A 13440-nucleotide genomic window follows, 5' to 3' on the forward strand; every position below is an offset into this window, starting at 1 on the left:
GGAATTCGCCCCATTGGTCCTCAGAATCTTGTACAGCCGTCTAAGCTTGTCTCTCCGAGACCTGCCTTGGTGTCGAGATCCGGGCTGGGGACTGGCAGAGCGGCGGTGCGGCCAGCTCGCTGCCTGTTGTGAAAAATTCGGGGATGTCGTCGGGGAACTCCCGTTGAGCTGAGCTGAGACGAGGTTAGAGAGCGAATGGAAACACGTGTCACTCCCATTGCGGTCATCGGCATGGGATGTCGGCTTCCGGGGGGAATCGACTCGCCCGAGAAACTGTGGGAGTCGTTGCTGCGTGGCGACGACTTGGTCACCGAGATTCCACCAGACCGCTGGGAGGCCGACGACTATTACGACCCTGAGCCCGGAGTGCCTGGGCGGACGGTGTCGCGGTGGGGTGCGTTCCTCGACGACGTCGCCGGATTCGATGCCGAGTTCTTCGGGATCAGCGAGCGGGAGGCGATCTCGATCGATCCGCAGCACCGGCTATTGCTGGAAACCTCGTGGGAGGCGATCGAGCATGCCGGCCTGGACCCGGCGTCGCTGGCCGGCTCATCGACGGCGGTGTTCACCGGTCTGACACATGAGGACTACCTGGTGGTCACCCATGGAGCCAGCGGCTTGGCGAGCCCCTACGTGGTGACCGGACTGAACAACAGCGTGGCATCCGGGCGGATCGCCTACGCACTGGGCCTGCATGGTCCGGCGTTGACGTTTGACACTGCGTGTTCGTCGGGTCTGATGGCGGTGCACTTGGCCTGTCGCAGCCTGCACGACGGCGAAAGCGACCTGGCGTTGGCGGGCGGCTGCGCGGTACTGCTGGAGCCGCACGCAAGCGTGGCGGCATCCGGTCAGGGCATGCTCTCACCGACCGGACGTTGCCACTCCTTCGACGCCGACGCGGACGGGTTTGTGCGTTCCGAGGGGTGCGCGATGGTGTTGCTCAAGCGGCTGCCGGATGCGCTGCGCGACGGCGACCGGATTCTTGCCGTGGTGCGCGGCACCGCCACCAATCAGGACGGTCGCACGGAGACGCTCACGATGCCGTCGGAGGATGCCCAGGTGGCCGTGTACCGCGCGGCGTTGGCGGCAGCGGGCGTGGAGGCCGAAACGGTCGGCGCGGTCGAGGCGCACGGCACCGGCACACCAATCGGTGACCCGATCGAATACCGGGGCCTGGCGCGGGTGTACGGCGCCGGCACCCGGTGTGCGCTCGGGTCGGCCAAGAGCAACATGGGCCACAGCACTGCCGCGGCGGGGGCGGTCGGTCTGATCAAGGCCATTCTGTCCATGCAGCACGGGGTGCTGCCGCCGCTGCTGCACTTCAACCGCCTTCCCGATGAACTTGCCGGGATCGAGACGGGACTCTTTGTGCCGCAGGCGGTTACGCCGTGGCCCAATGGCGACGACCACGCGCCGAAGCGGGTCGCGGTGTCGTCGTTCGGGATGTCGGGAACGAACGTACACGCGATCCTGGAGCAAGCACCAGCACAGGCACCAGGCCGCGCAGTAGTTTCCGCGCCGGCGTCCGAGGCGGGGGGGCCGCTGCTGTTCCCCATCTCGTCCAGCTCCACCGAAGGGCTGCGACAGACCGCACGCCGGCTTGCCGAATGGGTGGAAGACCACCAGGACTCCGTGGTGCCGTCGGATGTGGCCTACACGTTGGCGCGGCGGCGCGCGCACCGGCCGGTGCGCACCGCGGTGGTGGCCAGCGGTCTGCCCGAGCTGGTCCAGGGGTTGCGTGAGGTCGCCGATGGCGAGCTCCCGTATGAGGCCGCGGTGGGGCAGGGCGACCGCGGACCGGTGTGGGTATTTTCCGGTCAGGGTTCGCAGTGGGCGGCGATGGGCGTTGACCTGCTGGCGAGCGAACCGGTTTTCGCCGCCACCATCGCGGCGCTCGAGCCGGTCATTGCCGAAGAATCGGGCTTTTCGGTCACCGAGGCCATGACTGCGCCAGAGACGGTGACCGGCATCGACAAGGTGCAGCCGACCATCTTTGCAATGCAGACCGCGTTGGCCGCCACGATGGAGCAGTCCTACGGAGTCCGCCCGGGCGCGGTGGTCGGACACTCGCTGGGCGAAGCGGCCGCAGCCGTGGTCGCTGGAGCGCTGTCGCTGGAAGATGGGGCGCGGGTCATCTGCCGCCGCTCGAAGTTGATGTGCCGCATTTCCGGGGCCGGCGCGATGGCGTCGGTGGAACTGCCTGCCAAGCAAGTGAATTCGGAGCTGATGGCACGCGGAATCGACGATGTCGCGGTCTCGGTGGTGGCCTCGCCGCAGTCGACGGTGATCGGCGGCGCCACCGAAACGGTGCGCGATCTGGTCGCACGGTGGGAGCAGCGTGACGTGATGGCGCGGGAGGTGGCCGTCGATGTCGCATCGCATTCGCCTCAAGTCGACCCGATCCTTGACGACTTGGCCGCGGCCTTGGGTGATCTCAAACCGATGACACCCAAGGTTCCGTACTACTCGGCGACGTTGTTCGACCCGCGCGAGCGGCCGGTGTGCGATGCCCGGTACTGGGTGGACAATCTGCGGAATACGGTCCAATTCGCTGCGGCGGTGCAGGCTGCGCTGGAGGACGGCTACCGGGTCTTCGCCGAGTTGTCACCTCACCCGTTGCTGACCCGGGCCGTCGACCAGACCGCCCGCAGTCTCGACATGTCGGCGGCGGCTCTGGCGGGCATGCGGCGTGAGCAGCCGCTGCCGCTGGGGCTGCGCGGATTGCTGACTGATCTGCACAGCGCGGGTGCCGCCGTGGACTTTTCGGTGTTGTATCCCGCGGGCCGGCTCGTCGATACGCCGTTGCCGGCGTGGACCCACCCGCACTTGTACATCGAAGGCGAAGGGCAAGAACAAAGGGCGCAAGGCGCCTGCACCATTACCGTGCATCCGCTGCTGGGCTCGCATGTGCGGCTCACCGAACAGCCGGAGCGCCACGTCTGGCAGGCCGATATCGGTACCGCGACGTTGTCCTGGCTCAGCGACCACCAGGTGCATAGCGTGGCCGCACTGCCCGGCGCAGCCTACTGTGAGATGGCGTTGGCCGCGGCGGGGGAGGTTTTCGGCGAGGCGTCGGAGGTCCGCGACATCGCCTTTGAGCAAATGCTTTTGCTCGACGAGCAGACCCCGATCGACGCAATCGCCTCGGTCGATGCGCCAGGTGTCGTCAACTTCGCGGTGGCGTCTAATCAGGACGGTGAGAGTACGCGGCACGCCACCGCGACGCTGCATGCCGTCGCGGACGATTTGTTGCCGCCGGCCTACGACATCGCCGCCCTGTTGGCGGCGCACCCGTCCAGTGTGAACGGGGCCGAGATGCGGGAATCGTTCGCCAAGCGTGGCGTTCAGTTAGGTTCCGCGTTCAGCGGTCTGGCCACCGCGCACACCGCGGAGGCCGGAGCCGGCACCGTGTTGGCGGAGGTCGGGTTGCCCGCTTCGATCCGCTTCCAACAGGGCGCCTACCACGTTCATCCCGCGCTGCTGGATGCCTGTTTCCAGTCGGTCGGTGCCGGCGTCGATGCCGCCGGCAGCGGTGGTCTGCTGTTGCCACTGGGTGTGCGCAGCCTGCGTATCTATGGACCAACACGCAATGCCCGCTACTGCTACACACGGCTGACCAAGGCCGGGGTCACTGGGGGCGAGGCTGACCTCGACGTGTTGGACGAGCACGGGACCGTGCTGCTGGCGGTGCGAGGCCTGCACATGGGAACCGGTACGTCCGAAAGCGCCGAGCGCAACCGCGTGCTCAGCGAGCGGCTGCTGACCCTGGCGTGGCAGCAGCGAAACCTGCCCGAGGCCACCGCGGCCGAGGCGGGATCATGGCTGCTGATCGACGCCTCCGACGGCGCCGACATGCTGACTTCCACGTTGACGGACGCCCTGAAAACCCACGGCCCCCAAGGCACCGAATGCAGCACCCTGCACTTGCCGAGGGAGGTCGAGGCGGCAACCACGCTGGAAAGGCTCGGCAGTCAGCTGCGTGCTCGCGCGAACAACGGTGTCGTGATCCTCTGTGGGCCGCGCGGCGGCGAGCCGGACCAGGACAGCCTGTTGGAGGGCCGCGAGCAGGTGCGTCATCTGGTTCGGATCATCCGGGAGCTGGCGGAATTGGAGGGTGAGCTTCCTCGCCTGTTCGTCGTGACCAGGCAAGCCCAGATCGTTCGGTCGGACGACCAGGCGAACCTGGAGCAGGCCGGGCTACGTGGCTTGCTGCGGGTGATCGGCAGCGAACACCCGCTGTTGCGCACCACCCACATCGATGTGGACGAACACACGGAAGTAGAAAAGGTGGCCCAGCAACTGCTGGGAGGCTCCGATGAGGACGAGACCGCCTGGCGCGATGGTGACTGGTATGTGGCGCGCCTTTGCCCCAGCCCGCTGAGCCATGACGAGCGACAAACCACCACTGTCGACCATGAACACGACAGTGTGCGGCTGCACGTTCGCACGCCCGGCGACCTGCAAACACTGGAACTCGCCGCCTGTGATCGCGTTCCGCCCGGGCCCGGGCAGATCGAGGTGGCTGTCACCCACTCCAGCATCAACTTCGCCGACGTTCTTATCGCGTTCGGAAAATTCCCCATCATCGACGACCGCGAGCCGCAGTTGGGCATGGATTTCGTCGGTGTGGTGACGGCAGTCGGGGAAGGGGTAGTCGACCACCAGGTAGGTGACCGCGTCGGCGGCTTTTCCGAAGGAGGCTGCTGGCGCAACTTCCTCACGTGCAACGCCAACCTCGCAGTCACGCTTCCACCCGGGCTGGCCGATGAACAGGCGATCGCGGCGGCCACCGCAAACGCCACCGCCTGGTACGGGCTGCACGACCTGGCCGGGATCAAGGCCGGTGACAAAGTGTTGATCCACTCCGCAACTGGTGGCGTGGGACAGGCGGCCATTTCCATCGCGCGTGCCGCCGGAGCGGAGATCTTCGCGACCGCCGGCAATCCGCGCAAGCGCGCCATGCTGCACGACATGGGCATCGAGCACGTCTACGACTCCCGCAGCGTCGAGTTCGCCGATCAAATCCGGCGCGACACCGACGGGTACGGGGTGGATATCGTGCTGAACTCGCTGACCGGTGCGGCTCAGCGGGCCGGGCTGGAGCTGCTTGCGTTCGGTGGGCGGTTCGTCGAAATCGGCAAAGCCGACGTGTACGGCAACACCCGGCTGGGTCTGTACCCGTTCCGTCGCGGGCTGACGTTCTACTACCTGGACCTGGCGCTGATGTCCGTGCTGCAGCCCGACCGCGTCCGCGAGTTGCTCACCACGGTGTTCAAACTGACCGCGGACGGTGTGCTGACCGCACCGGAGTGCACGCACTACCCGCTGGCCGACGCTGCCAATGCCATCCGGGCGATGAGCAATGCCGAGCACACCGGCAAGCTGCTGCTCGACATGCCGCGCAGCGGGCGCAGCAGTGCCGTGGTGTCTCCGGAGCGGGTGCCGGTGTTCCGCCGCGACGGCGCCTACATCATCACGGGTGGCCTAGGGGGTCTTGGCCTGTTCTTCGCCTCGAAACTGGCTGCGGCGGGCTGTGGTCGGATCGTGCTGACCGCTCGTTCCCAGCCAAACCCCAAGGCGCGGCAGGCCATCGAGAGTCTTCGCGCGGCCGGTGCCGACATCGTGGTGGAGTGCGGCAATATCGCCGAACCTGAGACCGGTGATCGCCTGGTGAGCGTGGCAACCGCCACCGGGCTTCCGGTACGCGGCGTGCTGCATTCGGCGGCGGTGGTCGAGGATGCCACGCTGGCCAACATCACCGATGAGCTGATCGACCGCGACTGGTCCCCGAAGGTTTTCGGATCGTGGAACCTGCACCGCGCCATGAGTGGACAGCCGCTGGACTGGTTCTGCTTATTCTCCTCGGGTGCGGCCCTATTGGGGTCGCCCGGGCAGGGTGCCTATGCCGCGGCCAACAGTTGGGTCGACGCCTTCGCTCACTGGCGCCGTGCGCAAGGACTGCCGGTCTGCGCGATCGCGTGGGGTGCGTGGGCAGAGGTAGGTCGCGCCACGTTCCTGGCCGAGGGCGGCGAAGTCATGATCACCCCGGATGAAGGTGCGTACGCCTTCGAAACATTGCTGCGCTATGACCGCGCATACACCGGGTACATCCCCATCATCGGGGCGCCTTGGCTGCCCGACCTTGTCCGGCGCAGCCCGTGGGGTGAAATGTTCCAATCAGCTGGCCAAGGCTCAAGGGGCCCAAGCAAATTCCGCACCGAGCTGATGTCGGTGCCGCAAGATGAATGGCCCGCCCGACTGCGGCGTCTGATCGTCGAGCAGGCTAGCGTGATCCTGCGTCGCACAGTCGACGCCGACCGCCCATTCCTCGAGTACGGTCTGGACTCTTTGGGGATGCTCGAAATGCGTACTCACATTGAGGCCGAGGCCGGGATCCGCCTGTCTCCCAAGGTCATCGCGACGCACAACACCGCGCGCGCCTTGGCCCAGCACCTGGCGGACACGCTGGCCCAGGAAGAAGCGGCGACGCCGGCGGCATAAAGGCCGGAGCTTGGTTGACCCCGGGGACGACTCGCTGGTCGTCCCCGGTGCCTCCTACCCGGCCGCCAAAGTTGTTGGCCGGACAACGTTTTCTCAGGACCCCCCATGGGCGCTGTCGCGGCGACGCAGCGTCAGCGGTTTCGAAGACGAGGCCTGGATCAGCCGCTGGTTCAGCGGTATCCCGCGGGACGCCTGCGGTCGGTCAATGTCTCCGACGCCGCCTCAGGGTTTGGTTAAGCAATAGACGCGGTAAGAGAATCCCCAGCTTTTCAGGGGATGTGTGGTCTTGCCATCCACTGCGAAAAGCTTTGCGTATACGCCCCGTAGCAGCCGCGGCGTATTGCGATCGTAAAGCGCCTTCAGTGACGGCGACAATTTCTCGTATCCGCGCAGGATCTCATCATTGACCTCGGTCTGCGAAACGATTCGCATTGGCGCGTTGGCCAGCGCCGTCCCCCAGGCGGCAATGCCAAACGGGAGCCGGAAATCGGTGTACAGGAAATGGCCTCCCGGACGCAGGACCCGCGCCACTTCGCCGAGGAAACGAGGGAAATCAGGGTAGTAGAGTGAGGATTCGATGTTGATCACGGCCTCGAACGATTCGTCGGCGAACGGCAGGTTCTGAGCATCGCCCTGCACGAAATCGAGGCCTGGAACATGGTGTTTCTTTTGGCAAAACGCAACGCCGGCCGGGTTCAGGTCCAATCCGGTGTAGGACGCCGGGTGCAGGGTACGTGTGAGGTATGAGGCTCCGCCGCCGTGTCCGGCACCGACCTCCAGCACCCGTTTGCCGGTGAGATCCACCTGGGCCGCAACACGGTGGTAAAGCTGGATGGAGTACCGGTCGGGCTCGTCAGCGGGTTCCAGCGGTATCGCCATCGGTGGATCCTCTTCGTAGCCCATGTTGAGGAACACCAGCTCATCGGTGGCGACGCGCTTGGTGAACGAAGGGTAAATGTACTTCTGGGCCTTCTGATTCAGCTTCCAGCCGACCGGGAGAACCACGTCGTACACGCGGTCTTTGAGTGCCATATGCGGAGTATGACAGGCCGCCGGTCAAGGTCCAAATGGTCCGCTCGGTGACCGCCGGAGCGGTCTGCCACGCCTCCGCCGCTATGTCCGCTACTGATACCGCTGATACCGCTGCCCCTCAACGGTTGGTACCACGGCGAGCCGATTCCGCCAGCCGCGGCGTCACCGGGGCTTCGGGTTGTCTGCGCCGCGCAGTTTGTGGGCGACAAACTCGTTGCGCCCGTGAGGGTGTCGAGTGCTGATTGACACTACGCAACGGCAGGTTGACGCATGCGATCAACCGGCCTGGCCGCGTACCCGTCTGGCGGCATCGCAAAGCCTCAGCCAGTCGGCCGGACACTGCCGGGGCGGTGGACCGAGCATGTCGGGGGCATTCGGCCAGCGCGCCCCAGCCGTGGAGAATGTCCACGGCGTCGTCTCCGACCATCCGATGAACCCGGGAAATTATTCGGCACAGCGCAATTGGCATCTGTGGCAGAACGGATCAGCCGCCGCGCCGGTCGCTCGCATGCCCGGCACCTGCCGCGCATACGGCCTCGGCCATCCAATTCTGCTGGCGGACCGCTTAGTTGCGGATCAGGAACCCGTTAGGAGCAGATGTCCAGCCGAACTTGTTCTCCCGCGCCACGTCATGCTTGTAATCGTTTGGGAATTCACGCTCGTAAGCCTCGATGGCCTCGTATGGGCCGGGTCCGAACCCCGGGAGGACGGGATGCCCATTGATATCGGAGTCCTCGACTATCAGGTAGTCGCCGGAGGAGAGAAGGGGCCGCAGCAGTTTCATCTCGGCCAGTACGTGATCCATGGAGTGGTCGCTGTCCAGGATGGCGAAGATGGTGCCGCGGTACTCGCCTTTGAGTCGTTCGATGTGCTCGGCAACGGCTGGGACGGTGGATGAGGACTCAATGAACAGAATGTCAGGATCCCGACGGGCCATTGGATCGAGGGCCTTGTGTGAGATGTCGACTGAGACCACCTTGAACGGTTGGCCGGTGTGTCTCATGACGTTCGCGAAGAACAGCGCCGAACCGCCGTAGCGGCTGCCGAACTCGATGACCAGCGAGGGCTTCAAGTCGAACAGGATCTCCTGGTAATTCCACATATCGCTCACGGACTTCCAGCACTGGACGCCCAACCACGTAGTCTGATTCCACACCAAATTGCTGTAGTACCACTTATGGTATTCCTCCGCCGCGGAGCCGGTCGGTCGGTAAATCAGTTGGGCCACAGCGCTGGTGAGTTTCCGCAACACGTCCATCAGTCGCATGAATGTGCCCGCCACGTCCATCCCGTCATCTCCTCACTAGCCAGTCCGCGGTTATTGAAGTATTGGCCATTTGACCAGTTGCCGGACGGAACCTATGGTGTCGGCGCGGACTCGAGTATGGCGATCCTTCAGGCCCGCATGTTGTCAACCTAGTTGGCTCCGTGAGTTGCCTCTCTCCGGCTCAGTGCCAGGTCAGCGCGACCCGGCCTACCGGCTCAAGATGTTCTGAGGCGGCCACTGCACCGCAGGATCGTAGCAGATACCCGCATTCGTTGGTACGGCGATTGACGGCAAATTCGGGTTAATGCGATTGGCATCGGCCCTTTTCGAAGTTAGCGCACCCGCCCGTCCTGCAAATGAAAGTGAGCTTTCTTATGATCATCATCACGGTGGAGAATACGTGGAAAGCGTCGGTGTGATGTCGCACGCTGGACGCCGTTATGGCGCCAGACCTTGGGGCACACCGGACAAGGTTCCCAGGATGTTGCGAGGGATTGGATTGGCTCAATGACGCGGGTCAAGCGCCGGTCCGGCGTGGTCGGCAAACCGGTTATCCGGCAACGCCGCCGCTACCTGCATCACCCACGAGACACCAGCTCCCCGGCTGGTTGACGAATTACTCTGCAGCCGTTGACATCCGGTTATTCCATAACCCAGCCATACTCGGAGGGAACAGTGCACAGCATGGAACGTATCATCTCGAGGGACTTTTCCGGTTCCGCCAGGTGCCCATGATGCTCGATGATCAGTTGCCCATCGTAGACGCCACACGAATACAGATCGAGAGGGACGCTGATGGAGCAATAGAACTGGCCCCGAATGTCTTTCAGCTCAAGACCCGGTGGTGTGCGCATAGTTGGGAACGCGGTTGCGTCGGTGCAGAAGACAAGTGGCGGCAGCCCGGCAGGAGTTCCTTCGAATGCTGTGCCGAAGTGGAGCCCCGACTGCTGGATCACACCATTGGCCAAATCAGCGCGCAGGGTGGCAACGATATCGCTTGCCAGATCGACGATGTCGGTATCCGGGCCGATCTCCGCAAGGTAGGAGGCTGCCCCGAGCAGGTTCGTGCTTTCGGTCGGCGCCACCGGCGGCGCAAGAAGAAATCGCAAGTCGACGGGGTAAACGTAGGGGATCGGGACGTGCGGGGTGTTGCGCAGCCGCCACTCGGTCAGCAGGATAGCCGCCGCGACCACGGCGTTGACGCTGAGTCGATGTTCACGCCCGAATGCAACGAGGTCCGATGTCTCCAGCTTGGAGAGCAGGAGTCTGCTCACTGGAACAGCTTGGGGTGATCCAGGATCGGCGAGGACAGCCGCCTTGGTGGTGTCAGGAAGCTCATAGGCGAACATCACCGACATGAAACGCTCGGCTCCCGATAGCCCTTGCTTCTTGACGCCCCGCTGTTCGAGCAGGATCTCCATGGGCAGCGGGGCGGACTGCGGGATTATCGGACCGGGATCACCGGTAGTTACCGCATCGGTGTACCGGGAGAACAGCTCGTCTACGAGAGCGGCCCCGTGGTGACCATCGGCCATGCTGTGATGGACATACAGGGTCAGCTCGGCCCCTCCCTCGTTGAGCGTCAGCCGCGAATCCATCAACGACACACTCTGGTCGAGCCGGATCTGTGAGTCTCCCGAAGACGCCCCGTTGGTGCCGTCGACGACACAGATCCCCGAGTGGAGCATGTCGTCGGCAACCAGATTCCAACCGCCATCGGGGCTTGGCTCGAGGTGACCCGCCAAGACCGGATGGGCCTCGAGGAGGGCATCGAAAGCATCCGACAGCGCGTCGACGTCGACCGCGCCGCGCAGCTGGATTGTCATCGACGTGAAAACCTCGTACTGCGCAAAGATTTCTTCACTGTGTGACAGCTTTCGAATCACGGATCCGGAAAACACCTCAAGAACCCCTACTGGTCATTGCATGCCGGGCCAGCGCATGCTCGGTCAGTGCGTGCTGGCCCGTCGGTAACCGATGGCCATCGGTACCGCGCATGCGACGCAAATACCGATGGTCCACACCAGCATCCCGATCATCGGAGACAGGACCGGGCCGCCCATCGCATAGCCTCGCATCGCCGCGATGGCATAGCTGACTGGCTGATGGGCGACGACCGGCTGAATCCAGCCTGGATAAGAGTTGAGCGGTACCAGGCCGGTGGAGAAGAAAATCGCGATCGCTTGCACCAGCTCCACGCCTTCAACCACGACGGTCTGCGCGGTGTAGAGCGCGACGGTGGTGACGATGGCGGCGATAGCGATGCCCAGTATCACCGGGACACTTACCCACATGAGGCTCGGGATCACGCCCTGCCGAAACCGGAAACCCAACACAACGCCCGTGCCCAGCATCACCAAAGTGGTGAACAGCGTCCGTACCGCATTCGCCAGAATTCGAGCGATCAGACCCGATGCCCGGTGCACCGGCACCACCCACAATCGGGAAAGCAAACCCATGGAGCGCTCGCGCATCAGGTCTATCGCGACAAATGTTGAGCCAGTGATCGCGGCACCGATCGAGATGAGCGGAACAATGCTGTAGAGCCCGCTGTCGTGGGTCACGGCGTAAGCCAGGTTACCGAGCACGATGTTCAACACCACCATGAACAGAATCGGCAACACGATCGCTCCGACGACGGTGACATAGTCACGCGCCCACCGAATGAGTAACCGCTTGGTCTGCAAGAGAGTTTGCTCAACGAGCAGGCGAACAGAGTTCTCCGGGTTCTGCGAGCGCGCCGGCGCGAGCCCGACTTCCTCAGTTGTGGCCGGCATCATCGCCGCCTGGACAATACGACGACGGACATGGGCACCAACAACAGTGTGAAACCGACGATCCATGCCAGCGTCGGTGCCATCACAGGCCACGTCACCGGTAAGACTCTCTTGGTGGTATCTCCGGCCAGCGCCCGCATCGCCTCAACGAACTGCGAGATCGGTTGGTTGCGGACAAACGGGTGGATCCACCGAGGAAACAGCCTCAACGGCATCAGGCCGACCGACAATAGTCCGAAGATCAAAATGGGCAAGGTCAGCAGCGGCAGCATGGCGTCGGGGTTCTTGGTAACTGTGCCAAGCAGGTCGGTGCCGAATGACAGCACAGCCCCGATCGCCAGCACCAATAAGCAAAAGCCGACGATGTAGAGGGCCCCGCGGTGGAACCGGAATCCGATCACGTAGCCGCAGACCAGCGATACCGCCAAACCGATGGAGCACCGGTACACCGAGACCGTCGCGCGGGCAAGCACCGGCGTCACCGGGGCGATCGGCATCGAGCTAAACCGTCTATTGACACCCAGCAGCGAGTCGGTTGCCGCCCGGAAGCCCGACCCGATGGCGGCGAACGAGATGGCCTGCAGTGTGACCAACGGCGTGATGTACTGCCCGAGGTTACTGGCGACGCCGGAGCTTGCACCCCCGACAAAGTGGTTCCACGGTATGGCGAAGGGTATGTAGAAGCCCACCATGAAAACCACCGGCGCGCCGGCGGTGGTGAGCAACTCGCCGATGCTCGTGCGCAAGAACAAGCGACTGATGAGCACCCGCCATTGCCGAAGCGTCGACTGGTTCAGCTTCTCCACGGTCGGGCTGAACCCCTTGAAGGCCGGTGCCGGGGTGGGAACGGTGGCCGCGGCGCTCATCGCATGCCCGCCGACGCTAGATGACTCAGCGACTCGCTGGGATCTGTTGTCATGGACAGGAATACGTCATCGAGCGACGGCCGGCGTAGCGCGATGTCGGCCAGCTCGATGTTCGCCTCGTCGATTCGGCGCGCGGCCTCGATCAGGGTGTGCGTGCCGTCTGGCGCCGGCATCGTGATCCGGTCTGACTCGGGTGTCAGGATGGCCCTGCTCTGCTCGGGCAGCAGCGAGCCGAGCGCCGCGACGATGGCGTCCAGGTCCTTGAGATCTCGCGGCACGATTTCGCAGAATGTGTCGCCGGCACGGTGCTTGAGCTCATTCGCGGTGCCCTCGGCGATGATCGTGCCGTGGTCGATCAAAATGATCCGGTCACTGAGCGCATCCGCTTCCTCGAGATACTGTGTCGTCAACAAGGTGGCGACGCCGAGCTTCTTGAAGCTGGCCACCAGATCCCAAATCGCCTGCCGGCTTCTTGGGTCCAGTCCCGTGGTGGGCTCGTCGAGGAAAGCCACTTGCGGCTGGACCACCAATCCGCACGCGATGTCGATGCGCCGACGCATCCCGCCCGAATAGGTGCTCACCCGCCGCTTCGCGGCATGCATGAGCCCGAATTGCTCGAGCAGTTCCTGCGACCTGCGACGTGCTTCGGACTTGCTCAGCCCGTACAGGCGACCGAACAACACCAGATTCTGCTCACCGGTCAGGGCGTCGTCGACGGCCACCTGCTGTCCGGTGACCATGATCGAGCGGCGCACACCGGCCGGATCCGAAACGACGTCGTGGCCGGCGACCGTCGCCGAGCCGCCATCGGGCCGGGTCAGCGTCGACAAGATGTCCACCATGGTGGTCTTGCCGGCTCCGTTGGGACCGAGCAGCCCGATCACTTCGCCGCGGCCCACTTCGAAACTGACGTCATCGAGGGCCACTACCGTGCCGAACGCCTTGTGAATCCCGCGGACCACTACTGCCATGTCGTTGTTGCGCATTCCGATCCTCC

Annotated in this window: 7 protein-coding genes; 1 reads left to right on the top strand and 6 read right to left on the bottom strand. The window is 64.2% G+C overall.

Annotated features, from left to right (window positions below):
- Nucleotides 1–195: 195 nt before the first annotated feature.
- Nucleotides 196–6501: a sulfolipid-1 biosynthesis phthioceranic/hydroxyphthioceranic acid synthase gene (pks2, locus tag B4U45_RS23910; protein WP_075545339.1), complete on the top strand. Its 6306-nt coding sequence runs from the start codon at nt 196–198 to the stop codon at nt 6499–6501.
- 222 nt (nt 6502–6723) lie between these two features.
- Here the strand turns inward: pks2 and mtf2 are convergent, their stop codons facing one another.
- From mtf2 to B4U45_RS23940, 6 genes are all read right to left on the bottom strand, one after another.
- Nucleotides 6724–7533 carry a fatty-acid O-methyltransferase Mtf2 gene (mtf2, locus tag B4U45_RS23915; protein ID WP_075545338.1) on the bottom strand — a complete coding sequence of 270 codons (810 nt, stop codon included), beginning with the start codon at nt 7531–7533 and terminating at the stop codon, nt 6724–6726.
- Between the two features lie 565 nt (nt 7534–8098).
- Nucleotides 8099–8821 (bottom strand): rhamnosyl O-methyltransferase, encoded by a 723-nt coding sequence (locus B4U45_RS23920; RefSeq protein ID WP_371687015.1) that lies wholly within the window; start codon nt 8819–8821, stop codon nt 8099–8101.
- A gap of 620 nt (nt 8822–9441) precedes the next feature.
- Nucleotides 9442–10701, bottom strand: coding sequence for a phthiocerol/phthiodiolone dimycocerosyl transferase (locus tag B4U45_RS23925; RefSeq protein WP_075545337.1), 1260 nt, complete (start codon nt 10699–10701; stop codon nt 9442–9444).
- Nucleotides 10702–10749: 48 nt separating this feature from the next.
- Nucleotides 10750–11577, bottom strand: a complete 828-nt coding sequence (locus B4U45_RS23930) for an ABC transporter permease (protein WP_371687017.1) — start codon at nt 11575–11577, stop codon at nt 10750–10752.
- Nucleotides 11577–12443 (bottom strand): ABC transporter permease, encoded by an 867-nt coding sequence (locus B4U45_RS23935; RefSeq protein ID WP_075545335.1) that lies wholly within the window; start codon nt 12441–12443, stop codon nt 11577–11579. The genes B4U45_RS23930 and B4U45_RS23935 overlap by 1 nt, the downstream gene beginning before the upstream one ends.
- Complete coding sequence (locus tag B4U45_RS23940; RefSeq protein WP_075545334.1) at nt 12440–13429, bottom strand: ATP-binding cassette domain-containing protein; 990 nt, start codon at nt 13427–13429, stop codon at nt 12440–12442. The genes B4U45_RS23935 and B4U45_RS23940 overlap by 4 nt, the downstream gene beginning before the upstream one ends.
- Between the last annotated feature and the right edge of the window lie 11 nt (nt 13430–13440).

Origin of the sequence: Mycobacterium persicum, from assembly GCF_002086915.1 — a bacterium.
Taxonomy (GTDB): Bacteria; Actinomycetota; Actinomycetes; order Mycobacteriales; family Mycobacteriaceae; genus Mycobacterium; species Mycobacterium persicum.

Excerpts from the sequence above, each read along its gene's own strand:
- pks2 (WP_075545339.1), top strand. The coding sequence starts at position 196 with ATGGAAACACGTGTCACTCCCATTGCGGTCATCGGCATGGGATGTCGG.
- mtf2 (WP_075545338.1), bottom strand. The coding sequence starts at position 7,533 with ATGGCACTCAAAGACCGCGTGTACGACGTGGTTCTCCCGGTCGGCTGG.
- B4U45_RS23920 (WP_371687015.1), bottom strand. The coding sequence starts at position 8,821 with ATGGACGTGGCGGGCACATTCATGCGACTGATGGACGTGTTGCGGAAA.
- B4U45_RS23930 (WP_371687017.1), bottom strand. The coding sequence starts at position 11,577 with ATGCCGGCCACAACTGAGGAAGTCGGGCTCGCGCCGGCGCGCTCGCAG.
- B4U45_RS23935 (WP_075545335.1), bottom strand. The coding sequence starts at position 12,443 with ATGAGCGCCGCGGCCACCGTTCCCACCCCGGCACCGGCCTTCAAGGGG.
- B4U45_RS23940 (WP_075545334.1), bottom strand. The coding sequence starts at position 13,429 with ATGCGCAACAACGACATGGCAGTAGTGGTCCGCGGGATTCACAAGGCG.